The sequence below is a fragment of the Burkholderia cenocepacia genome (assembly GCF_014211915.1).
Classification (GTDB): Bacteria; Pseudomonadota; Gammaproteobacteria; order Burkholderiales; family Burkholderiaceae; genus Burkholderia; species Burkholderia orbicola.
Genome location: NZ_CP060040.1, coordinates 2,010,514 through 2,032,645, shown reverse-complemented (window position 1 = coordinate 2,032,645; position 22,132 = coordinate 2,010,514). Strand labels below are relative to the sequence as shown.

General features: G+C 68.8%; 20 protein-coding genes and 1 pseudogene. 10 read left to right on the top strand and 11 right to left on the bottom strand.

Going from position 1 to position 22,132, the window contains the following annotated elements; translation table 11 throughout:
- The first annotated feature begins 88 nt into the window (after positions 1-88).
- The 3 genes from SY91_RS25505 (at position 89) to SY91_RS25495 (ending at position 3,150) form a co-directional block, all read left to right on the top strand.
- Positions 89-958, top strand: coding sequence for a thiol-disulfide oxidoreductase DCC family protein (locus tag SY91_RS25505; RefSeq protein WP_023477746.1), 870 nt, complete (start codon positions 89-91; stop codon positions 956-958).
- Complete coding sequence (locus SY91_RS25500) at positions 955-2,454, top strand: TIGR01777 family oxidoreductase (protein WP_023477745.1); 1,500 nt, start codon at positions 955-957, stop codon at positions 2,452-2,454. The genes SY91_RS25505 and SY91_RS25500 overlap by 4 nt, the downstream gene beginning before the upstream one ends.
- Positions 2,455-2,526: 72 nt before the next feature.
- The gene (locus SY91_RS25495) at positions 2,527-3,150 is read left to right on the top strand and encodes a glutathione S-transferase family protein (protein ID WP_011548973.1); all 624 of its coding nucleotides are present in this window, start codon (positions 2,527-2,529) and stop codon (positions 3,148-3,150) included.
- An 80-nt stretch (positions 3,151-3,230) separates the two neighbouring features.
- Here SY91_RS25495 and SY91_RS25490 read toward each other — a convergent pair whose 3' ends face one another.
- Positions 3,231-4,652 (bottom strand): serine hydrolase domain-containing protein, encoded by a 1,422-nt coding sequence (locus SY91_RS25490; RefSeq protein ID WP_023477744.1) that lies wholly within the window; start codon positions 4,650-4,652, stop codon positions 3,231-3,233.
- Between the two features lie 240 nt (positions 4,653-4,892).
- On the opposite strand from SY91_RS25490, the gene SY91_RS25485 reads away from it, so the two are divergent.
- The 5 genes from SY91_RS25485 to SY91_RS25465 all read left to right on the top strand — a co-directional run bounded on the left by SY91_RS25485 (position 4,893) and on the right by SY91_RS25465 (position 9,052).
- Complete coding sequence (locus SY91_RS25485) at positions 4,893-5,312, top strand: HIT family protein (protein ID WP_011548975.1); 420 nt, start codon at positions 4,893-4,895, stop codon at positions 5,310-5,312.
- 252 nt (positions 5,313-5,564) lie between these two features.
- The gene (locus tag SY91_RS25480) at positions 5,565-5,729 is read left to right on the top strand and encodes a hypothetical protein (RefSeq protein ID WP_023477743.1); all 165 of its coding nucleotides are present in this window, start codon (positions 5,565-5,567) and stop codon (positions 5,727-5,729) included.
- A gap of 154 nt (positions 5,730-5,883) precedes the next feature.
- A complete protein-coding gene (locus tag SY91_RS25475; RefSeq protein ID WP_023477742.1) occupies positions 5,884-6,543 on the top strand; it encodes a methyltransferase family protein in 660 nt (219 codons plus the stop codon).
- A gap of 377 nt (positions 6,544-6,920) precedes the next feature.
- Positions 6,921-7,358, top strand: a complete 438-nt coding sequence (locus tag SY91_RS25470; RefSeq protein ID WP_006496212.1) for a hypothetical protein — start codon at positions 6,921-6,923, stop codon at positions 7,356-7,358.
- An 857-nt stretch (positions 7,359-8,215) separates the two neighbouring features.
- Complete coding sequence (locus SY91_RS25465) at positions 8,216-9,052, top strand: bifunctional allantoicase/(S)-ureidoglycine aminohydrolase (RefSeq protein WP_011548979.1); 837 nt, start codon at positions 8,216-8,218, stop codon at positions 9,050-9,052.
- 79 nt (positions 9,053-9,131) lie between these two features.
- Here the strand turns inward: SY91_RS25465 and SY91_RS25460 are convergent, their stop codons facing one another.
- Positions 9,132-9,926: an aminoglycoside phosphotransferase family protein gene (locus SY91_RS25460; RefSeq protein ID WP_006480380.1), complete on the bottom strand. Its 795-nt coding sequence runs from the start codon at positions 9,924-9,926 to the stop codon at positions 9,132-9,134.
- A 229-nt stretch (positions 9,927-10,155) separates the two neighbouring features.
- Here SY91_RS25460 and SY91_RS25455 point away from each other — a divergent pair, with 229 nt between their 5' ends.
- Entirely contained in the window at positions 10,156-12,294 is a 2,139-nt protein-coding gene (locus tag SY91_RS25455; protein ID WP_043888663.1) for a penicillin-binding protein 1A, read from the top strand.
- An 8-nt stretch (positions 12,295-12,302) separates the two neighbouring features.
- Complete coding sequence (locus SY91_RS25450; RefSeq protein ID WP_043888662.1) at positions 12,303-12,914, top strand: trimeric intracellular cation channel family protein; 612 nt, start codon at positions 12,303-12,305, stop codon at positions 12,912-12,914.
- 67 nt (positions 12,915-12,981) lie between these two features.
- Here SY91_RS25450 and SY91_RS25445 read toward each other — a convergent pair whose 3' ends face one another.
- The 9 genes and pseudogenes from SY91_RS25445 to SY91_RS25405 form a co-directional block, all read right to left on the bottom strand.
- On the bottom strand, positions 12,982-13,812 hold the full coding sequence (locus tag SY91_RS25445; protein WP_023478035.1) for a heme ABC transporter ATP-binding protein: 831 nt from the start codon (positions 13,810-13,812) through the stop codon (positions 12,982-12,984).
- Between the two features lie 19 nt (positions 13,813-13,831).
- Complete coding sequence (locus SY91_RS25440) at positions 13,832-14,920, bottom strand: FecCD family ABC transporter permease (RefSeq protein ID WP_105798271.1); 1,089 nt, start codon at positions 14,918-14,920, stop codon at positions 13,832-13,834.
- A gap of 15 nt (positions 14,921-14,935) precedes the next feature.
- Complete coding sequence (locus SY91_RS25435; protein WP_185921218.1) at positions 14,936-15,853, bottom strand: hemin ABC transporter substrate-binding protein; 918 nt, start codon at positions 15,851-15,853, stop codon at positions 14,936-14,938.
- Positions 15,850-16,941 carry a hemin-degrading factor gene (locus SY91_RS25430; protein WP_011548989.1) on the bottom strand — a complete coding sequence of 364 codons (1,092 nt, stop codon included), beginning with the start codon at positions 16,939-16,941 and terminating at the stop codon, positions 15,850-15,852. Before SY91_RS25430 ends, SY91_RS25435 begins: the two co-directional genes overlap by 4 nt.
- Positions 16,942-16,990: 49 nt before the next feature.
- Positions 16,991-19,258, bottom strand: coding sequence for a TonB-dependent hemoglobin/transferrin/lactoferrin family receptor (locus tag SY91_RS25425; protein WP_185921217.1), 2,268 nt, complete (start codon positions 19,256-19,258; stop codon positions 16,991-16,993).
- A gap of 227 nt (positions 19,259-19,485) precedes the next feature.
- Positions 19,486-19,712, bottom strand: a pseudogene (locus SY91_RS35180) (hypothetical protein).
- A gap of 190 nt (positions 19,713-19,902) precedes the next feature.
- On the bottom strand, positions 19,903-20,286 hold the full coding sequence (locus tag SY91_RS25415; RefSeq protein WP_034175112.1) for a DUF6232 family protein: 384 nt from the start codon (positions 20,284-20,286) through the stop codon (positions 19,903-19,905).
- A gap of 123 nt (positions 20,287-20,409) precedes the next feature.
- A complete protein-coding gene (locus tag SY91_RS25410) occupies positions 20,410-20,670 on the bottom strand; it encodes a DUF2866 domain-containing protein (protein WP_011548992.1) in 261 nt (86 codons plus the stop codon).
- 218 nt (positions 20,671-20,888) lie between these two features.
- Positions 20,889-22,046, bottom strand: a complete 1,158-nt coding sequence (locus SY91_RS25405) for a porin (protein ID WP_105798274.1) — start codon at positions 22,044-22,046, stop codon at positions 20,889-20,891.
- Between the last annotated feature and the right edge of the window lie 86 nt (positions 22,047-22,132).

Here is a 22,132-nt window from a genome sequence, read left to right as displayed (position 1 = left end):
CGGTCGTCGTCGCACGGGAGCGGCGGCGTACGCGGGACAGCAGTCGATCGGTTCATGATGCTTGCGAAAACAAGAAGGAGTGCAAAGCATGAATACAAATGAATTGGTGCTGTATTTCGATGGGCGATGTCCGTTATGCGTCGCGGAAATCCGGCGTCTCGGCGAGCACGACGTGCGACACCGGCTCGCGTTCGTCGACATCGCCGAGCCGGGTTTCGATCCGGCGCCGCTGGGCGTCGACCTGCCCGCGCTGAATCGCGAACTGCATGCGCGTCTACCCGACGGACGCATGCTGACCGGCATCGACAGCATCCTCGCTGCTCACACGCTACTCGGCCGTCGCGGGCTCGTCCGGCTGCTTCGCGTGCCGGCGATGCGTGCCGTATTCGCATCGCTGTATCGCCGCCTGGCGGGCAATCGGCAAGCGGTATCGCGGTGGCTCGGGTATCGCGCAGAAGCCTGCTGCGAAGGCGGTACGTGCAGCATCGGCAGGAACGCCGAAAGCGCAGCAGCGAATCGCCCGCCACAAGACATCCCGCGCCGCATCGTCGTGCGCTGGATGTACGCAGCCGCAATCGTGCATCTGCTCGTCGGCGTGGTGCTTCCGTGGATCGCGGGCGCATCCTGGCTCGACGCGTATCACCGCGGCATCGAGCGGCATTTCTGGTCGGCAGCGGCACCCGGAGCCGCGCGCGCCCAGCAGGTCTGGTGGATGTCGCTGCTCGGCGCGACGGTGCAGTGCGCCGCGATCTGGATGCTCGCGCTCGTTCATCTCGGCAACCGGTTACGGAAACGGGAAGTATGGGGCTGGCTGCTGGCCGGCCTGTTGATCTGGGCGCCGCAGGACATGCTGTTGTCGTGGCAGGCGCAGGTGTGGGGCCATGTAGTGATCGACGTCGTCGCGCTCGTCGCGATGGTGCCGCCGCTGGTCTGGCTGTGGAGGAGGGATACCGCATGAACACGTTGCCTGCTTTCGACTGGGCGCTCAACCTGCTGATCGTGCAGGGCGCGATGGGCGCATTCGATACGCTCTACCATCACGAACTCACGCAGGACCTGCCGCACAGCCCGCGCGCGCGGCTCGAACTGGCGATTCACGCGGTACGGTCCGTGCTCTACGGCCTCGTGTTCGCGTCGATCGCGAACGTCGCATTTCATGGCGCGTGGGTCGCGGCCCTCGCGGCGGTCGTGTTCGTCGAGGTGGTGCTGACGTTGTGGGATTTCATCGTCGAGGACCAGAGCCGCAAGCTGCCGGCGACCGAGCGCGTGCTGCACACGCTGCTGGCCGTCAACGGCGGCGCGCTGTTCGGGATGATCGCGATGCAACTCGCCGCGTGGGCGGCCGAGCCGACGGCGCTGCACGCGATCGACGTCGGCTGGCGCGGCTGGCTGCTCAACCTGTTTGCCGTCGGCGTGACGGTATCGGGCATGCGCGACGGGATCGCCGCGTGCCGCCTCGCGCGCCGCGCGCCGGACGCCAACCCGTTCGCGGGGCAGCGGCCCGGCCACGTGCTCGTCACCGGCGGCACCGGCTTCATCGGCGAAACGCTCGTCAACCAGCTGCTCGACGCAGGGCAGACGGTCACGTTGCTGGCGCGCGATCCGCTGCGCGCCGCCTACCTCTTTCAAGGCCGCGTGCGCAGCGTGACGTCCATCGACCAGTTGCAGCCGCACGAGCGCTTCGACACGGTCGTCAATCTCGCCGGCGCGCCGGTGCTGGGCGCGCGCTGGAGCAAGCGCCGGCAGGCGCTGCTGCTCGCCAGCCGCGTCGGCGTGACGCAGGCGCTGATGCGCTGGATGGAAACCGCCGAGGTCAAGCCGCGCATGTGGATCCAGGCGTCCGCGATCGGCTACTACGGCGTGCGGCCGGGCGACGAACGGCTCGACGAAGGCAGCAGCGCAGGCACCGGTTTCATGTCGGATCTGTGCCGGCGGTGGGAGGCGGCCGCCCAGCCGCTCGAGCGGCACGGCGTGCGCGCGGTGGTGCTGCGGCTGGGCATCGTGTTCGGCCCCGGCGGCGCGTTGCGCCCGATGCTGCTGCCGCATTACTTCGGGCTGGGCGGCCGCTTCGGCGACGGTGCGCAGGTGATGAGCTGGATTCACCGCGACGACGTGCTGCGAATCGTGGCGCGCGCGATGTCGAATCCGGGCATGCACGGCGTCTACAACGCGGTCGCACCGGTGCCGCTGACCCAGCGCGCATTCGTGCAGGTCGTGAAGAAGGTGCTGCGCCGCCCCGCATTTCTGCACATGCCCGCCGCGCCGCTGCGCGCCGCGATGGGCGAGATGGCCGAGCTGCTGCTGGACGGGCAGCGCGTGATGCCGGCACGCCTGCATCAGGACGGGTTCATGTTCCGCTTCCCGACGGCCGAGCACGCGCTGCGTGACCTGACGAACCGGCCGCACACCGATTTCGCGCCCGCGGCCTGCCGTTTCCCGCGCGGTCGTGTATAAATTCGGCGTGAACGCGTTCGGAGCGTGCCGTGCGCCCCGAACACGCCGCACCCGACCTCACAAGGAGACTGCATGCTGCACGTCCTCGGCAAGATTCCGTCCATCAACGTCCGCAAGGTGCTGTGGCTGTGCACCGAACTGAACCTGCCGTTCGAACAGGAAGACTGGGGCGCGGGCTTCCGCACGACCCACGATCCGGCCTATCTCGCGCTGAATCCGAACGCGCTCGTGCCCGTCATCAAGGACGACGATTTCGTGCTCTGGGAATCGAACACGATCATCCGTTACCTCGCGAACCGCTACGGCGGCGATGCGCTGTATCCGGCCGAGCCGCAGGCGCGTGCGCGGGTCGACCAGTGGATCGACTGGCAGGGTTCGGACCTGAACCGCTCGTGGGTCGGCGCCTTCCTCGGCCTCGTGCGCAAGTCGCCCGACCACCAGGATCCGAACGGCATTGCGCAGTCGATCGCCGGCTGGACGACGCACATGCGCGTGCTGAATGCGCAACTCGAAAGGACCGGCGCGTACGTGGCCGGCAACACCTTCACGCTCGCGGATATTCCGATCGGCCTGTCGGCGAACCGCTGGTTCGGCACGCCGTTCGAGCATCCGGACCTGCCGGCGGTGTCGCGCTATGTCGAACGTCTCGCGACGCGCGAAGGGTTTAAGCAATACGGCGGCAGCGCGAATCCGTAACGCAGCGCAGGCCGCGCTTGAAGCGGCGGTAGTGCAATCGCCGCCGCTTCACGATCGATTCACCGGCGCGCCTTCCGTCGTCACGCACCGGGCGCCGGCACCGCATCGAGCACGCGGGCGAGAAACGCCTCGTGATTCCACGCGGCTTCCGGCCGCGACAGCCCGAGCCGCACGACCACTAGCTCGCGGCTCGGCACCACGCTCACGAACTGGCCTTCATGGCCGACCGCATGAAACGCGTCGGCCGGCATCGTCCGCGCGTGCGGCTCGCGATCGTTGAACGGCTCCGGCACCTTGACCCACAGCTGCGCGCCGAATTCCTGCCGCGACGACTGCGGCGTCGCGCGCGTCAGGTAGCGCACCCAGCCTTCCGGCAGCAGCCGCTGCCCGTTCCATACGCCGTCCTGCAGCAGAAGCTGTCCGAAGCGCGCCCAGTCGCGTGCGCTCGCATACATGTACGACGCGCTGACGAGCGTGCCGGACGCGTCGGGTTCGAACACCGCGCTGCGCATCCCGAGCGGCGCGAACAACGCGCGGCGCGGAAACGCAAGATAGTCCGCGTCGCTGCCGCCCAGCGCTTCGCGCATCACGCGTGCCACGATCGCACTCGTGCCGCTCGAGTAGGACCACCGCGCGCCGGGCGTCGCGGCCAGCGGCTTCGCCGACGCGAACCGCGCGGTATCGGGCTGCGTGAACAGCATCACCGCGACGTCGGACAGCGGGTCGTCGTAGTCCTCGTTGAACTGCAGGCCGCTCGTCATCCGCAGCAGCTCGTCGAGCGTGATGGCCGCGCGCGGATCGCCGCTGCCGCGCCATTCGGGCAGCAGCGCCGACGCGTCCGGCGACAGCTTGTGCTGCGCGACCAGCGCGCCGACCAGCGCGGCCGTGACGGTCTTCGTCATCGACCAGCCGGGCAGCGGCGTATCGGCCGTGAAGCCGGGCGCATAGCGTTCGGCGATCACGTGGCCGCGCCACATCACGACGACCGCGCGCGTGCGCCGCGGCCGCGCCGGATCGGGTTCGTCGAATGCGCGGTCGAGCGCGGCCTGCAACTGGTGCGCGTCGATGCCGGCGGGCGGCGTGGCCGGTGCGGGCGGCGCGACTTGCGCGGGCGGTGGATCGGGGAGGGGCGGCAACGCGGCGGGCAAGGTGGCGGCCGCCGCGCCGGTCGGGGCTCCAAGTGCGAGCGTGCAGCCGAGCCCGGGCCGGAAGTCGGCTTCGCGTTCGGCGAAGCCGGCGAAGGTCGCCACCGCGCGATGATGGTCGGGATCGAGCGACGGCCGCACCAGTTTCAGCAACGGATGGACGCCGGCCATGATGTCGACGTCGATCACGGACGCAGCCGGGCGGCCCGACACGAACACGCCCGAACACAGCGCCTTGGCCGCATAGCCGGTCGCGATCGGCGCGAGCCGGGACAGCATATGGCCCGTGTAGCCGATCGCGGCCACGAGCGCGAGCGCGACACCGCGCAGCATCAGCTTCTTGAGGGGAATCGTCATGCGCGAGCGTCCTCGGTGGCGTGCCGGCCGGCAACGATCCGGCAGTGTCGCAGGTTCGGGCGAGGCGGTGCAATCGCGGCCGTGTGACGTGTGGTGGCGGTCGCATGCGTTCGCGCTGCCGCGTGCCCGACGGTTCGGCCGGCGTCGCGTGGCGGCGAGTTGATATCGGGCCGGCCATCGGCCGATAATCGTCCGGCATTGCTCTCCCAGTCCCACTGTCCAACGAGATCGGAAAACGCCATGTCCTACGACAACAACAACCCGTTCGCCCGAATCCTGCGCGGCGAACTGCCGTGCGTGAAGGTCGCCGAAGACGACGCGACGCTCGCGATCATGGATCTGATGCCGCAGGCCGACGGTCACGTGCTCGTGATCCCGAAGGAGCCGGCCGCGCAGATCTTCGAGCTGTCCGGCGATGCGGCCGCGGCCGGTATCCGCATGACGCAGCGCGTCGCGGCGGCAGTGCGCGCGGCGCTCGAGCCGGACGGCGTGTTCATCGGCCAGTTCAACGGCGCGGCAGCCGGCCAGACCGTCCCGCACGTGCATTTCCACGTGATTCCGCGCTGGGAAGGCGCCGAGCTGCGGATGCATGCGCGCGACGTCGCCGACGCGGCGACGCTCGAAGCGCTCGCGCAGCGCATTCGCGCCCGCTTCGTGTAACAGCCTCATCGCGGTCGGCGCGGCCGCCGCCCACCGGCGGGCCGTTGCGCCGATCCAGCCTGTTTCAGCGGTCACACGGGGTAACACGTGTAACGGCCCGGGAAACTTGGCCGGCCACGCCCGGCGCTAGACTCCGCGCATCGTTTCATCGAGCGACAGGAAGGGGCGTTGCCTCTTCGTGCCGGCCGCCGCGTGGTGCGGTGGCGCGGCCTTCGCGCGGTGCCATTGGTCTTTCGCGCCGGGAACCGAGCCATGTCCAGACTTCTCATCACGCTTGCCCTGATCGGCGGCCTGTCCGGCTGCTACGTCGCGCCGCCGTACGGCTACGCGCCCGCGCCGGCCTACTACGGCTATGCGCCCGCGTATTACGCGCCGCCCGTCACCGTCGGCATCGGCGGCCACTTCCGCATTCGCTGATCGGTCGCGGCGCGCCGGCCGGCCGTCCTGGCCCGGTCGGCCGTCTTCGGCCTGACGATGCGCGCGAACTCCCGCGCCGCATGACGGCCGCGCACGGCACCCGGTGTGCGCAGTTCCTATACTTCACAGGAAAGCGCATCCCCGCGAGGCCGTCATGACAGTCACCCCCAAGGTCATCGTCCTGTCGAGCGTAGCCACGCTCGTCTATCTCGGGCTCGCCGTGCTCGGCAGCGGCGGGTTTGCCGCGTTCTTCTCGCATCCTCAACTGACCGTCGTCGCGATCGCGACCCTTGTGATGGCCGTCGCCGCGCTGTTCACCGAAGGCAACCTGAGCAGCGGCGAACGCGAGAACCGCGACAACCGCTGGGTGCTCGCGGCCTTCGCGGTGAGCGGTTTCCTGCTCGCGTACTTGCCGGCGCTGACCGACCGGCTCGACGTCTGGACTTTCGGCGGCGATACGGTGCGCTGGATCGGTGTCGGGCTGTACCTCGTGGGCGGCGTGCTGCGCATGTGGCCCGTGTTCGTGCTAGGCAAACGCTTCAGCGGGCTCGTCGCGATCCAGCCAGGCCATACGCTCGTGACCGGCGGCATCTACAGCCGCATCCGCAATCCCAGCTATCTCGGCCTGGTCGTCAATTCGCTCGGCTGGGCGCTGGTGTTCCGCTCGGGTGTCGGCGTGCTGCTGGTCGTGCTGACGCTCGTGCCGCTCGTCGCGCGAATCCGCTCCGAGGAAGCATTGCTGCGTTCGCAATTCGGCGCCGAATACGACGCGTATTGCGCGCGGACGTGGCGGTTGCTGCCCGGCGTGTACTGACCCCGTCATCTTTTCTCGCACCGTCGTTCGGATGCCCGTTACCGGCGTGTGCGGATGTGTTGCGACGTGTGTCTCGAACGTGCGATCGCGTGCATGATCGGCGTGTCGCGACGTGAGGTCAGACTGCCGCCGGAGCCAATCCCGACAAGGGTTTCAGCCGGATTCGGCGGGTACGTTGAATGTCTGTGATTCGTAAACAACTTGTTACCACAATGTCTACGGCAGGAATGCGGGACCGGTGCTATTCTTCGCCGCAAGCTCATTGAAATGAATTGGTCCGCAGTCCGGCACAATGCCTGGCCCGACGTCGATCGATTCAGATCGTCGTACCGAGCGGACTTCGATAACCAGAATTGCGAACAAGGAAGAATACGGGAATGTGGAAGAAAATCGCCCCCGCTCTCGTCGTCGCCGCGTTGACCGGCGCGACTGCACTGCCGGCAATGGCCGGTGACTTGAACAACGCGCTCGGCGGCGCGCTCGGCGGGGTTGCCGGCGCAGCGGTCGGCGGCGCGGTCGGCGGCAGCACCGGCTCCGTCATCGGCGGCGCGATCGGCGGCGGCGCCGGCGGCGCGGTGACGTCGAACCGTCGCGAGCGCACCGGCGCGATCATCGGCGGCGCCCTCGGCGGCGGCGCGGGTACCGCGGCAGGCAACGCGATGGGCGGCCGCACGGGCGGCCTGCTGGGTGCGGCGGTCGGCGGCGGTGCCGGCGCGGCACTCGGCGGCAACATGTCGCGCAGCTCGTACGATCGCGATCACGGCGACCGCGGCTACCGTCACCGCAAGCATCGTCACCACCGCGACTGGGACTGATCGTCGCTGGCGCGGCACGGTGCGCGATCCGCGCACCGGCGCGCCGACGGCGTCGGTATCCCGACGCGAGCTTCAGCCCGGCGCTCTGCCGGGCCGCTTCGCCGGCCAGACCGGCGATTCTCTTCCGGCTTCAATCAGCCGCTGCCAAATGCCCGATCGACGGGCCGGCAATTCTCCTCCTGCTGTTTTCTCCGCTTCTCGACGATCTCGCTTGCCGCGTCCCAATGCGCGCGGACGGGGTTGGCCGAATCACGCCTGCTTTGTCTTCGACACGTCGGCTCGTTCCAATCTGACGTGACCGTCTCCGTGCGACCCTCACGCCGCAATCCGCTGCCGCGGACGTATCGACCGCTTCCGCCTCGCCCTGCGTAACAGGATGCGTCGAGACCAGCGCGTGTCCCGCCGCATTGCCGCGCCGGCGCATCGCGCGAACATCGCAACCGTCAGGATTTCCCTGATAGTCGGCACGCCTCGCAACGCATGCCGACCGCGTATCGCGGGCACCGGACGGTAGTGGAAAATCGAATGGATGTCATCGCAACATTTAATTGGTCGATCGCAATCGACTTCGCTATCGTCGGCGATGCTCGCGTACGGAGCCGAACCGTGCCGTCATCCGCGCTTCGCCGCCTGACCCGCGAGCGCCGCGGCCCGGCCGCCGGCCCGACAACCCGGGCCGCCGTGTCCGCTGAACCGGGCGGACCCGACGCGAAGCCTGGCCGACCGACCGAAGGCGCATGCGCCTTCAAGCCACCCCGGCAACGATGTCCCGCCGTCGCATGCGTGCCCCACGCGCATGCGAACCGCCCGATGCCGTTTGCGCCCGGGGCCGGACCAACCCATTGCCTGGATGCAATATGTCTAAGACAACGTATTACGCGCCGCATGGCGGCCACCCGCCGCAGACGGATCTGCTGACCGATCGCGCGATGTTCACCGAGGCGTACGCGGTGATCCCGAAGGGTGTGATGCGCGACATCGTTACGAGCTGGCTGCCGTTCTGGACCCACACGCGCCTGTGGGTGATCGCCCGCCCGCTGTCGGGTTTCGCGGAAACCTTCTCGCAGTACATCGTCGAAGTGAACCCGGGCGGCGGCAGCGACAAGCCCGAGCAGGACAAGAACGCCGAAGCCGTGCTGTTCGTCGTCGAAGGCGAAGCCGAGCTGACGCTGCAAGGCCAGAAGCACACGCTGAAGCCGGGCGGTTACGCGTTCATTCCGCCGGGCGCGGACTGGACGCTGCACAACGTCAGCGATGCCGCGGTGCGTTTCCACTGGGTGCGCAAGCACTATCAGGCGGTCGACGGCATTCCGCTGCCGGACGCGTTCGTGACCAACGAGCAGGACGTCGAGCCGATCCCGATGCCGGGCACCAACGGCGCATGGGTGACGACGCGCTTCGTCGACATGAGCGACATGCGTCACGACATGCACGTGAACATCGTGACGTTCGAGCCGGGCGGCGTGATTCCGTTCGCCGAAACGCACGTGATGGAGCACGGCCTGTACGTGCTGGAAGGCAAGGCTGTCTATCGCTTGAACCAGGACTGGGTCGAGGTGGAAGCCGGCGACTTCATGTGGCTGCGCGCGTTCTGCCCGCAGGCATGTTATTCGGGTGGGCCTGGGCGGTTCCGATATCTGCTGTACAAGGATGTGAACCGTCACATGAACCTGACGCTGAATCCGGCGCGCTGAAGCGCCGCGCAAGTCGGATATGAAAGCCCGCCGGTGTTTGCCGGCGGGTTTTTTCATGGGCGGAGCGTGGAGCTTGAGGCTACTGGTCGAGCGCGGCCGCGGCCAGCGCGGCAACCGCCAGCCGCGTATCGGCCGGCAACTCGTCTTCCATCAACCACACGGCCGACAGCCCCGACCACGCGAGAATCCACTGCAGCAGCCGGCGCCGGTCGAGTCCCGCGGCGTCAGCCACGAGCACAACCCGTCGCTCGAATCGCACCGGGTCGACCGCGATGCCATGCGCAGGATTACAGAACAGATTCGCGTAATCGAACGTGCGCTCGCCGCGCAGCCCTTTCGGGTCGATCGCGCGCCAGCCGCGATCGCCGAAATGCAGGATGTTGCCGTGATGGATGTCGCCGTGCAGCACGACTTCGTCGACGGACGGCTCGGCCAGCAACTGACGAGCAATCGTTGCCGAGCGGCGCAACGCATCGTTGTTGGCATCGTTTGACAGCAGCGCGTAGAACCAGTCATGCAGCGGCACGACCGGAGGCACCAGCGGCGCACGATGCGCGTGCAGCCGCGCGACGACGTCGCAAGCGATACGCATCGTATCGTCGTCGTGGCCCGCAGCCGACAACGCAGCCAGCGACGGCGCCGGCTGCGCGCGCTCGAGCAGGATCGCGTCGCCGTCGTGCTGCCACACCTGCGCGGCGCCTTGCCCGTTCCACCAGGCCATCAGCGCATTGCCGCGGCGCTCTTCGTCGCACGTGGCGACTTTCAGCATTGCCGGCCGCGCGTGCCAGACGACGGGCAGCAGGCCGCCGCTCGCGGTCAGGATCGGGCCGCCGTCGGGGACGAGGCTCCACAGGTCGAGGTATCGATCGAACATCCGACGATGGTACAAGCGAACCGGCTCGCGCGCCCGCAACGACATGCCGCCGACCCGCATACCCGGTCCAAGCAGGACCTGAAGCGCTTTCCTAAATAAAATTTAGCCAGCCAAACTTTGGCTAAAGAATGTTCCGGTTTCGCGCCATCCCTTCGACAATGCGCGCCTTTCGTGACCGATCGGCGCCGCTCGCGCGCCGGCCGTCGCGGCACTGAAGAAGGAGCCCGACATGACCGATCCCACCGCCAACCCGTCGCCGTCGCCCGCGCCGCCACCCACACCGCCGCGCCGCCGCCGCATCTGGCGCACGCTCGCGGGCGCGCTGCTCGGCCTGACGCTCGCGTGCGCGGGCATCGGCGCGTGGACGATCGATCGCATCTGGACGCAGTTGCCGTCCGTCGAACACCTGGCCGTCTATCGTCCCGCTTTGCCGCTGCGGATTTTCTCGCGCGACGGTGACCTGCTGGCCGAATACGGCGTCGAGCGGCGCGAGTTCGTGCCGCTCGAACGCATCCCGCCGCTGATGCGGCATGCGCTGCTCGCGGCCGAGGACGCGAAGTTCTACGAGCACGGCCCGGTCGATGTCGGCGGCCTTGCGCGCGCGACGTTCGCGAACGTCGTGACGGGCGAGCCGGGGCAGGGCGGCAGCACGATCACGATGCAGGTCGCGCGCAACTTCTACCTGACGCGCGACAAGGTGCTGAGCCGCAAGCTCGCCGAGATCCTGATGGCGGCCAAGCTCGAGCGCGAATACAGCAAGGACAAGCTGCTCGAGCTGTACATGAACGAGATCTATCTCGGCGAGCGCGCCTACGGCTTCGCGGCCGCCGCGCACGTGTACTTCGGCAAGCCGCTCGACGCACTGAGCGCGGGCGAGGCGGCCGTGCTCGCCGGGCTGCCGAAGGCGCCGTCCGCATTCAATCCGGTCGTCAACCCGGCGCGCGCGACCGCGCGGCGCAACTACGTGCTCGGCCGGATGCATGCACTCGGCCAGCTCGACGACGCGACGTATCGCGCGGCCGTCGACGCGCCGATCGCACTGGCGACCACGCCGCCGCCCGGCATCGTCGCGGCGCCGTACGTCGCCGAGCGGGCGCGCCGGATGATGGTCGAACGGTTTCATGACGACGCGTACACGCTTGGCCTCGACGTGACGACCACCATCTCGATGCGTGACCAGCGTGCAGCCGAAGCCGCGCTCGACCGTACGCTGAGCCGCCAGTCCCGCGCGAAGCGCGATATGCGCAACGGCCTCGAAGGCGCACTCGTGTCGCTCGATGCGGCCACCGGCGACATGCTCGCGCTGGTCGGCGGCGCGGATTTCGATCGCAACGTGTTCGACCATGCGCTGCAGGCGTATCGCCAGCCGGGGTCGAGCTTCAAGCCGTTCGTCTATTCGGCGGCGCTGGAGAAGGGCTACTTCCCCGGCGTGCTCGTCGACGATACGCAGCGTACGCTCACGCACGCGGAAACCGGCGCGCGGCCGTGGCGTCCGCGCAATTTCGGCAATCGCTACGAAGGCTTCATCCCGGTGCGGCGCGGGCTCGTGCGCTCGAAGAACCTGGTCGCGGTCAGCCTGATGCAGGCCACCGACGCGCGCTACGTGCAGCAGCACGCGGTGCATTTCGGCTTCGATGCGCAGCGCAATCCGGCGTCGCTGCCGCTCGCGCTCGGCGCGGGCGCCGTGACGCCGCTCGAACTCGCGAGTGCCTACAGCGTGTTCGCGAACGGCGGGACGCGGATGGAGCCGCGCCTGATCCTGTCGGTGAAGCAGCGGCACGGCGGCGCGATGTACGAGGCGACCGTGCCGGCAGGCGAGCGGGTCGTGTCGGCGCGCAATGCGTTCGTGATGGACAGCATGCTGCGCGACGTCGTGCGGGCCGGCACCGCGCGCGGCGCACTCGCGCTCAGGCGCGACGACGCGGCCGGCAAGACGGGCACGTCGAACGGATCGAAGGACGTATGGTTCGCCGGCTATTCGTCGGGCATCGTCGCGGTTGCTTGGCTCGGCTACGACACGCCGCGCCCGATGGGGCGCGCGACCGGCGCGACGCTCGCGCTGCCGGTGTGGCTCGACTACATGAAGACGGCCGTCGACGGGCGCACGCCGGTCGCGGCGACGCCGCCGCAGGACGTCGCGCTGGTGGATGGCGATTTCGTCTACGCCGAATACACGCGCGGCACGTGCACGGCCGACGTGCCGGCGTATATCCGCAGCCGCTTTGCATGCGGCGGCGCGGCAGCCGGCGATGCACCGGGTGCGCTGGATGTACCGGCCGACCACGACAAGCGCGACGAACCGATGCCCGCCGCCGTCGACGCGGCCGAGCGCGAACGCGTGCTCGACCTGTTCCGGACGGACGACTGACGCGCGCCATGCATACGCTCTATCTGATTGCGATCGTCGCGGAAGCGATGTCGGGCGCGCTGATGGGCATGCGCCGCGGAATGGACCGCTTCGGGCTCGCGCTCGTCGGCGCGGTGACGGCGCTCGGCGGCGGAACCGTGCGCGACGTGCTGCTCGGCCATTATCCGCTCGGCTGGATCGCGCATCCCGAATACCTGGTGATCACGCTGGTCGCGGCGACCGTCGCGTCGTGGGCGGCACGGCACGTTGCGCGGATGAAGACGCTGTTCGTCACCGTCGATGCGATCGGCCTCGCGGCGTTCACGATCATCGGCTGCGACATCGGCGCGTCGACCGGCACGGCGCCGATCATCGTCGTGCTGGCCGGCGCGATCACGGGCGTGTGCGGCGGGATGCTGCGCGATTTACTCTGCAACGAGATGCCGCTGATCCTGCGCGAGGAGTTGTACGCGAGCGTCGCGTTCGTCACGGGCGCGCTGTATGTCGGGATGCAGCATCTCGGCATCGACGTGGGGTTGGCGACGTTCGTCGCGCTGGTGGCCGGTTTCTCGATGCGGATGCTCGTCGTGCGGCTCGGCTGGAAGATGCGGAGCTTCGGCGCGGCGGACGTCGAGCATTGAGCGCTCGCGCCTGGGCTTGCCGCGCTGGCATTCAGTCCGGCTGCATCACCTGAAAGACGTTCCCTTCCTACGCGGGCACCATCACCGGCGGCGTCCCGTCGCCGGTTTCCACCATTTTCACCGCGAAGCCATAGCACTGCGCGATATGGGCCGGCGTCATCACGTCGCGCGGTGCGCCATGCGCGACGATCGTACCGTCGGCGAGCATCGCGATCGTATCCGCATGCCGCGCGGCGAGGTTCGGATCGTGGACGATCGCGAGCACGCCGAGCTGCCATTCGCGCGCGACGGCGCGCACGGTATCGAGCAGCCGGTGCTGGTGCGCAAGATCGAGCGCGGCGGTCGGCTCGTCGAGCAACAGATAGCGCGGGCCGGGTTCCGTCGCGTCGTGGTCCGGCCACAGCTGCGCGAGGACGCGGGCGAACTGCACGCGCGCGAGCTCGCCGCCCGACAGCGTCGTGACGTCGCGACCGACGAGCGCATCGGCGCCCGCCCGTTCGAGCGCACGCCACGCGATGTCGCGATCGCGATGTGCAATGACGTGGCGGGTGCCGCTGCGTCGCGCATGCGGATAGCGGCCGAGCAGCACGATTTCGTCGACGCTGAACGGGAACGCCGGCTGCGCGGCCTGCGGCAGCACCGCGCGCAGGCACGCGAGCCGCGGTGCGTCGATGCGCGCGAGCGGTTCACCGTTCAGCGTGACGTTGCCCGTGACGCGCACGCCGTTCGGCGCGACGCTGCCGGTCAGTTCGCCGGCGAAGGTTTTCAGCAGCGTGCTCTTGCCCGCGCCGTTGCGGCCGAGCAGCGCGGTCACGCGGCCGGGCTCGATCGACAGCGACAGGTCGCGCAGGATCGTGTCGTGCCGGCGGGCGACGTCGAGGTGGTGGGCAGTCAGCATGGTCGTCGTGAAGAAGGGATCATCCGCCGAGCGCGCCGCGGTTCTTCCACAGCAGCGCGAGGAAGAACGGCGCGCCGAGCAGCGCGGTCAGCACGCCGAGCGGAATGTCGGCGGGCGCCGCGACCGTGCGCGCGGCGAGATCGGCCGTGAGCGTCAGCAACGCGCCGAGCAACGCGGCGCCGGGCAGCACGATGCGCTGGTCGGGGCCGCACGCGAGGCGCACGCAATGCGGCGCGACGAGCCCGATGAAGCCGATGATGCCCGCGCACGACACGAGCGCGCCGACCGCGAGCGCGACCGCGACGAGCACGCGTCGTTTCAGTTGCTGCACGGGCACGCCGAGATGCAGCGCTTCGGTTTCGCCGAGCTGCAGCGCGTTCAGTGCATCGCGTTCGCGCGCGAGCAGCACGCAGCCGAGCGCCACGCACGGCGCGACGGCCGCCAGCGTCGACCATTGCGCGCCGCCGAGGCTGCCCAGGCTCCAGAAGGTCAGCGAACGCAACTGCGCGTCGTCGGCGACGAACGTGAGCAGCCCGATCGCCGCGCCGACCAGCGCATTGATCGCGATGCCGGCGAGCAGCAGCAGCGGCAGTGCGAGCCGGCCGCGCGATGCGGCCAGCCGGTAGACGAGCGCCGCGACCGCGAGGCCGCCCGCGAACGCGGCGAACGGCAGCGCGGCCGCGCTCGCATGGGCGGCGAAGAGGGCCGGACCGAGCACGATCAGCGCGGTCGCGCCGAGTGCGGCGCCGCTCGACACGCCGACGAGCCCCGGATCGGCGAGCGGATTGCGGAACAGCGCCTGCATCGCGGCGCCGGTCGCGCCGAAGCCGCCGCCGACCAGCAGCGCGAGCACGACGCGCGGCGCGCGGATATCGAGCAGCACCGCGCGCGCCTGCTGCGCGGCCGCGTCGCCGCTCAGCGCGGCCCAGGCTTCCGCCAGCGGAATGCGGTATGCGCCGACGCACAGCGCGACGACGGACATCGCGCCCACCAGAACGGCGAGCGCGGCCAGGACGAACGGCGCGAAGCGGCGCGACGTGCCGAGGCGCGCGGCGCCGGCGTGCGGGGCGCGTGACGGCGCGTTGAAGAGTGAAGCGTGTGCGGGCATCGAGTCGATCCGGAGTCAGGCGAGCGCATCCGACAGGCGTCGGTGCAGGGTCGTGACGGCGAGCGGCAGGCGCGGGCCGAAGCCGAGCAGGAACAGCGCGTCGAGCGACACGACGCGCCGCGCGCGGCCGGCCGGCGTTGCGCCGAAGCCGGGCGTCGCGAGCAGCGCGGCGTGACCGCCGACGGCCGCCAGCCCTTCGTCGGAGATCAGCACGACGTCGGGCGCGGCCGCCGCGAGCGCCTCGGTCGTCAGCGGCTTGTAGTGATCGAAGCCCTGCATCGCGTTGCGCGCGCCCGCGTAGCGGATCATCGCGTCGGCGGCCGTGCGCTGGCCGGCGACGAGCGCCTGGGTGCCGGTATGGTTCAGCACGAACAGCACGCGCGGCGGCTGCGCGCCGCCGGGCACGCGCGCGGCGACCGCGTCGCGCGCGGCCTGCCAGTCGCGATCGAAACGCTGCAGCAGCGCGGTGCCGGCGTCGCGCACGTCGAGCGCCTGTGCGACGCCGGTGATCTTCGCGCGCACCGATTCGACGTCGTGACGCTCGTCGAACGTCGTCACCGTGACGCCGGCGCCCTTCACCTGTGCGATCGCCGTCGGCGGGCCGGCTTCCGCCGATGCGAGCACGAGATCGGGCCGCAGCGACAGCAGCCCTTCGGCCGACAGCGCGCGCTGGTAGCCGACCTTCGGCAGGCGCTTCGCCGCGTCGGGATACGTGCAGGTCGTGTCGGCGCCGACGAGCCGGTAACGCGGCGTCTCGGCGCCGCCGAGCGCGAATGCGGTTTCCGCCAGCGCGCCGCCGATCACGATCACGCGCTTCGGGGCGGCCGCCGCGACCTGGGCGAGCACGCCGCCGGGCAGCGCGCCCGCGAGCGCGCTGGCTGCCGCGCCGCCCAGCAGCGACCGGCGGCGCGGATCGAATGGGCGAGCGCTCATCGCGCGGCCCCGCGTGCAGCCGTCGGCAGCGTCGCGACGAGCGCGCGCCAGTCGTCGCGCTCGACCTTGCCGGGCTTGCGCTCGCCGAACAGCAGCGCGACATGGTCGCCCTGCCGGTCGAACAGCTCGAGCGACGTGACGATGCCGTCGCTCGTCGGCTTCTTCACGACCCAGGCGGCGGCGATCAGGTCTTCGCGCACATGCAGGTTGAAGCCCGGATCGAGCACGTTGATCCATGCGCCGACCTCGCGCACGTTCGCGACGGGGCCCGTATGGATCTGGATCATCCCCGCGTTGCCGACGAACACCATGATCGGCTGGCCGCTCTTCGCCGCCTGTTCGAGCACGTGGCGCAACGCATGCGCGGTTTCGACCGGATACGCGTAGTGCGGATCGGCGAGGCGCAGCGCCTGCATGCGGCTCACGCCGAAACGTTGCGTGATGCCGAAGAACTGGTGCGTGTCGGTCATCGCGTCCCACGCGGCACGAAAGCCCGCGACGTCGATTTCGGTGTCGGCGCGCTCCGGCGTTTTCGGGGCGGCGGGCACGACCTCGAGGCCCGGCTCCTGCGACGGCGCGCGCCAGCGTTCGACGAACGCGTCGTACGCGGCATGATCGCTGTGCGCGCGCAGGTAGACCTTGTGGATCGCGTGACCCTGCGCATCGAAGAACTGCAGGCTCTTCAGCGGGCCGTGCGCGGTCTCGTCGCGCACCGCGAACGCCGACACCCAGTGACGATAGAAGATGCGCAGGTCGATGTCGCCGAGCGCGAGGCCGATCGGGCCGTCGTGGCTCATCTGCGCGTACTCGCCATCCTTTTCGTGGACGGCCGTGTCGTTGCGCGTCAGCGCCATCACGCGGCCGAGGCGCGGCATTTCCTCGAACATCGCCGGAAAGCGCGCGTCGAGCCGCACGACGTGCTCGCCGACGAACGCGGCGAGCGCCTCGCCTTCGCTGACGCCGAGCGCCTGCGCGACGTCGCGGTTGCGCAACTGGCGCTCGGTCTTGAGCTTGATGAACGCGTCGCGCAGCGCGGCGGCCGCGCGGGCCGGCGTGGCGGATTGACCGGGAAGGGCGGATTGCATCATGTCGGACTCCTTCGAGTAACGGTTGGGGTGGGCGCGCGGGCAACGCGCATCAGAAATCCACTTTCATGCTGACGGCGACCGTGCGGCCGGGCGACGAATATGCGTCGAGCACCTGCGAATCGGCCGCGATGCCGCGCACGTCCGACCAGTTCCAGTACTTGCGGTCGAACAGGTTGCGAATGCCGATCGTCGCGCTCACGTGCTTGTTGAAGCGATAGCCGCCGCGCAGGTCGACGACGAACGACGACGGTGGCGTGAAGCACGCCTTGTTCGAACAGTCGGACTTGTCGACGTCCTTGTCGCGTTTGGCGGCCTGGAACAGCAGGTCGGTCTGCACGAACCAGCGTTCGGTCGGCTCGTACCGCACGCCGAACACGGCCGAGAACGGGTTCACGGTATTGAGCGGCTGGCTCGCCGCGCCGTCGTTCTGCGTCGAGCCCTTCGTGAACGCCATCGCCGTCTTCAGCGTGATGCCGTTCGGCATCACCCATTCGGCGCGGCCTTCGAGGCCGTGGATGCGCGCGTCGGCGAAGTTCACGTACTGGAACACGAACGGGTCGACCGGCCGGCCGCTGCCGGCGATCGTCGTGCGCGAGATGAAGTTGCGGTAGCGGCCGGTGAAGGCGGCCGCGCTGTAGCGCACGACGCCGTAGCCGGTGCCGGCCTTGCCGCGCAGGCCGGCTTCGAACGTGTCGCTTGTTTCGGGCTTCAGGTTCGGATTGCCGATCGACGTGTAGCCGTACACCGGGTTCGAGAAGCTGCTGTTCACCTGGTCGGGCGTCGGCGCGCGGAAGCCGTGCACATACTGCACGTACGGAATGACCGCGGGCGTGATCTCGTAGAGCACGGCGACGCGCGGCGACAGCTCGTTCGCGCTCGTCGACACGGCCTTGCCGGTGAACAGCGGATCGTTTTCGGTCGGGCTCAGCCGGTACGTGTCGAAGCGCAGGCCCGGCGTGACGAGCAGGCGGCCGTAGCCGATCTGGTCCTGCACGAACGCGCCGAACAGCGTGTAGTCGGTGTCGGGAAACGCCTTGTTCGGGAACGCTTCACCGACGCCCGGCACCGTGCCGTCGCGCAGGTTCGTCACGCGCGACAGGCTGCCGTCGACGCCGTAGAGCAGCTTGTGCGCGAGCGGGCCGGTCGCGAAGCCGCTTTCGGCGAACGCGGCGCCGCCGAACGTGCGTTCCTTGTACTGGTTGTCGCGCGAACGCGAGGGTAGCCTGCCGCGCGTCTCGAACGCGTACTGGTCCTGCTTCGCGTCCTGGTAGTAGAACTGCACGTGCCCGGTCTGGAACCAGCGGAACGCGTCGTCGCGAAAGTCGTAGTCAACGCTGAAGCGGTTGCGCTCGAGCCGGTCGTGGGTCGTGAGGCCGAGCGTGGCCGGCGCATTGATCGCCGACAGCACGTCGGTGCTCACGCGCCGCTGCACCGTTTCGGCGGTGAACTTGATCGTGTCGCGCGTGGTCGGCGTCAGCACGAGCTTGCCGAGCAGCGATTCCGAATACACGTTCTGCGGATTCGACGTCGTGCGCAGCGTGCTCGCCGAATTATTGTCGCCGCGCGTGTCGACCTCGTGGCCGCGCCGGCCGTCGGCGATGATCATCCCCTGGATGCGATCGTTGCCGCCCGCGGCCGATACGGTCGCGCCGATGCTGCGGTCGGTCGAGTCGTAGCTCGGCCGGAACGAGAAGTAGTAAGGCTTGTGGTAGATCGACAGCAGGTCGCGCGGGTCCTTCGTGATGAAGTTCACCGCGCCGGTCAGGCCGTCGCTGCCGTACAGCGCCGACGCCGGCCCGCGCAGGATCTCGATGCGCTTGAGCGTGTCGAGATCGGCGTAGTCGCCGCGGCCCGCTTCGAGCGGCCCGAACGAGAACGCGTTCGGCAGGCGGATGCCGTCTTCCATCAGCAGCACGCGATTGCCTTCGAGGCCGCGGATGTTGATGCTCGAATCGCCGTCGCGGCCGCCGCCGAGCGCGGCGCTGCCGGGCCGGTACGCGGTGCGGCGTACCGTGATGCCCGGCTCGTAGCGCAGCGCGTCCTTGATGTTGGTGGCCTGCTGCTCTTCGAGATCCTCGTCGGTGATCACCGATACGGACGCCGCCGTGCGGCTCGCCGCGGTGGCGGTGCGGGTGGCCGTGACGGTGACGGGATCGAGCAGCGCCGCCTCGCCGCGCGCGGATGCGGTGGTCAGGACGGCGGAAGGCGGGGTGGCGCCTTGCGGCGACGAATCGGCGTGAGCCGGGGCGGCGGACAGGCCGAACGCGCCGAACAGCGCGGCACAGATCGGCCGCCGCGCCAGCGTATAGCAATGCACAGGTGGTCTCCCATTGACGATAACAAGCCCGAAGGCTGGCTGGGTGACGCGTTCACCTGGCTGGCCCGTTTGCGCGCGGCATGCGGCAAACGGCGATTTGAAAGGCAACTGACAACTTTACCAGTGTAAATGAGAATCATTATCAACACAAGGAAACAAAACGGCTCGTGCGAGTGAGCGCTCGCCTGCGCGGCTCGGGCGAGCCGTGGGGAAACGCTTCGAGAAACTCAGGCCAGCGCTTCGATGCGGATCAGCAGGTTGCGCGCATGCGCGATGAACGCGTCGTGCGTGGCGCGATCGCCATGGCTCTCGATCCCGGCCTGTTCGGCGAACGCGATCTGTTCGGTGTAGAGCTCGACGAGCGCACGGCGCGTGTCGGGGGAAGCGCACGGATCATCGACACGATCAGCAGTTCCTGCGCGCGAAGCATGCCGGACAGCGATTGAGCGTTCATGCGGGCCTCCTCGGACGATGCGGCGGCGAGCCGCTCTTTCCATACTAGGCGGTCGGCGTCCGCCGTGGAGGCGAGGTGCGTGCGGGGCGGCGGGCGGTATGCGGTGCGACGCGAACGCCGCGCGAGCCGATATTCGCCGCGAATGTGTGCGGCCCGCGCGAACCGGCGCGGGCACGCATGCGAAGGAAAATCAGCCGGCCGCGGTGGCGGACTGCGCATCGCGCACGACTTGCGCGACGCGTTCGACGAATTCGGCGTCGACGCTCGACAGCGCTTCGCGCTTGCCGTCGGGCATCTCGACCATCAGCCGGTACGTGATGTCCTGCGTGGCCCACGCGAGATAGCCGACGACGACGAGCATCACGCCGACCACCAGCGCGGCGCTCGATGCGCCGATGCCGCCGGCGACGGCAATGGCCGCGCCGATCAGCGAGATCAGCGACGGCACGAGACGGTTCTTCGGAATCTTGACGACGTCGACGTGGCGGATGTCACGCAGCGCGAATACCTGCCCGGCGGCCGACAGGCCGTTGCGCGTGACCATGACGCCACGTTCGTTGAATGCGTTTTCCATCGTGTGTTGCGTGGACGAAAACGCGCAGCGTAGCAGGTTTCGTTGCCGCGTCAAACGAGACCGACTGCCGCACGATGCGTGCGGCGTGGCTGACAGACGGGAAGCGGGGGAGCGGAAACGCGTTCAGAACTGCAGCCGGCCGTCGCCGTAAAGGCGGCCGGGTACGTGCGACGCGACGACCTCGGCGATCTCTTCGTCGGTTGATTCGGCCGGCACGATCTGACGCCGCGCGGGGGCGTCGAGATGCATCGTCCATTCGACGAGGCGATACGGGCGGCCCCAGGGGCGCTGCATTTCAACCGAGACGCGGCAGCTCTGGACCGGCAGCGAGTGTTGGCACGTCAGAATCGCGTGCAGATGGCTGAAAACGGTATCTTCGATCATCATGGCCTCCGATCCTGTCTTGTGGGCAATCGATGGCGGCGCCGTCGGCGTTTAAAAAAAAAGCCGCCGATGCTCAGGCGGCCAACAGGGGGGGTGAGAGCATCCTCTCAGCCCAGAATTAAGCGAAACTTAAAAGCCTATAAAAAAGCGCCCCGCGTGGAGCGGGGCGCTTCTTGCCGTCGTGATCCGCGCGTGACGCGGACAGTTAAGCAGATGCTTTAGAACTTGTGGCGGATACCGATACGTGCGGCGATCTGGTTCTTCGAACCCGTGCCCGACGTATTGAAGTAGCTCGTGCTCGAACCGATCTGCGCTTGCACGCCCTTGCCCGAAGCCTGCTGGTACACGACCAGGCCGTACACGTCCGTACGCTTGCTGAGTGCGTAGTCGGCGATACCGTTGACCTGGTTCCAGTGCCACGAGTTGCCGTTCTGCGTCGCGTTCGTGTACGTGTAGCCGAGACCGCCCGACAGTGCCGGCGTGAACGCGTACTTCGCGCCTGCTTCATACGCGTTGTAGAACGTGCCGCCCGCGCCCGACACGGTCGAGAACTGCGTACGCGTCCACAGCAGCCATGCCGTTGCCGGGCCCCAGACGTAGCGGCCACCCACGCCGTACGTGCGCAGGTCGCGGACGTTGCCGGTGCTCAGGTTCGCGATCGTCGTCGAGAAGCCGGGCGTCGACTGGCTCGGGTAACGGATGTCCGTGTACGCCGCGCCGACCGAGATCGGGCCGTTCGCGTAGTTCAGGCCGAAGCTGTATGCGCGCGACGAGCCCGCGGTCGTCGTCGTACCCGTCGTCGTGGCCGGTGCGCCAGCGAAGTCGGTCGAGTTCGAGAAGCCGTACAACGCGCCGAACGTGAAGCCCGAGTAGTTCGCGCTCTGGAACTTCACGGCGTTGTTGATGCGGCTCGACGTGAGCTGGTCGATGTCGTTCACGTGGTACGCGTAGTTACCCGCGACCGTGTTGCCGCCCGTCGAGTAGTTCGAACCGAGGATGTCGGTCGAGAACGAGTACTGGCGGCCGAACGTGACCGTGCCGTATTGCGACTGGCTCAGGCCGACGTAGGCCTGGCGACCGAAGATCGCGCCACCCTGGCCGATCGTGCCGTTGCCGCTGTTGAAGCCGTTTTCGAGCACGAAGATCGCCTTCAGGCCGCCACCGAGGTCTTCGGTGCCGCGCAGGCCCCAACGGCTGCCCTGGGCCACGCCGTCGTCGTACTTGAACAGCTTGCCCGTGCCGCCGTTGGCGGTCTTGCTGTGGTTCACGTAGCTGATACCGGCATCGATGACGCCGTACAGGGTCACGCTGCTTTGTGCGTGCGCCGTGCCGGCCGTTGCTGCCAGGGCGGCGATGGTCAACAGTTTCTTGTTCAAAGGATTCTCCGAGCGAATGAATGGCGTGTCCAGTTGCGGTTCCGGCGCTCTCTATGGGCGCTTTCACGGACCGGCGCAACTTTATC

Bases quoted from the DNA above. Each gene is read 5' to 3' on its own strand.
- SY91_RS25505 (WP_023477746.1), top strand. From the start codon at position 89: ATGAATACAAATGAATTGGTGCTGTATTTCGATGGGCGATGTCCGTTA.
- SY91_RS25500 (WP_023477745.1), top strand. From the start codon at position 955: ATGAACACGTTGCCTGCTTTCGACTGGGCGCTCAACCTGCTGATCGTG.
- SY91_RS25495 (WP_011548973.1), top strand. From the start codon at position 2,527: ATGCTGCACGTCCTCGGCAAGATTCCGTCCATCAACGTCCGCAAGGTG.
- SY91_RS25490 (WP_023477744.1), bottom strand. From the start codon at position 4,652: ATGACGATTCCCCTCAAGAAGCTGATGCTGCGCGGTGTCGCGCTCGCG.
- SY91_RS25485 (WP_011548975.1), top strand. From the start codon at position 4,893: ATGTCCTACGACAACAACAACCCGTTCGCCCGAATCCTGCGCGGCGAA.
- SY91_RS25480 (WP_023477743.1), top strand. From the start codon at position 5,565: ATGTCCAGACTTCTCATCACGCTTGCCCTGATCGGCGGCCTGTCCGGC.
- SY91_RS25475 (WP_023477742.1), top strand. From the start codon at position 5,884: ATGACAGTCACCCCCAAGGTCATCGTCCTGTCGAGCGTAGCCACGCTC.
- SY91_RS25470 (WP_006496212.1), top strand. From the start codon at position 6,921: ATGTGGAAGAAAATCGCCCCCGCTCTCGTCGTCGCCGCGTTGACCGGC.
- SY91_RS25465 (WP_011548979.1), top strand. From the start codon at position 8,216: ATGTCTAAGACAACGTATTACGCGCCGCATGGCGGCCACCCGCCGCAG.
- SY91_RS25460 (WP_006480380.1), bottom strand. From the start codon at position 9,926: ATGTTCGATCGATACCTCGACCTGTGGAGCCTCGTCCCCGACGGCGGC.
- SY91_RS25455 (WP_043888663.1), top strand. From the start codon at position 10,156: ATGACCGATCCCACCGCCAACCCGTCGCCGTCGCCCGCGCCGCCACCC.
- SY91_RS25450 (WP_043888662.1), top strand. From the start codon at position 12,303: ATGCATACGCTCTATCTGATTGCGATCGTCGCGGAAGCGATGTCGGGC.
- SY91_RS25445 (WP_023478035.1), bottom strand. From the start codon at position 13,812: ATGCTGACTGCCCACCACCTCGACGTCGCCCGCCGGCACGACACGATC.
- SY91_RS25440 (WP_105798271.1), bottom strand. From the start codon at position 14,920: ATGCCCGCACACGCTTCACTCTTCAACGCGCCGTCACGCGCCCCGCAC.
- SY91_RS25435 (WP_185921218.1), bottom strand. From the start codon at position 15,853: ATGAGCGCTCGCCCATTCGATCCGCGCCGCCGGTCGCTGCTGGGCGGC.
- SY91_RS25430 (WP_011548989.1), bottom strand. From the start codon at position 16,941: ATGATGCAATCCGCCCTTCCCGGTCAATCCGCCACGCCGGCCCGCGCG.
- SY91_RS25415 (WP_034175112.1), bottom strand. From the start codon at position 20,286: ATGGAAAACGCATTCAACGAACGTGGCGTCATGGTCACGCGCAACGGC.
- SY91_RS25410 (WP_011548992.1), bottom strand. From the start codon at position 20,670: ATGATCGAAGATACCGTTTTCAGCCATCTGCACGCGATTCTGACGTGC.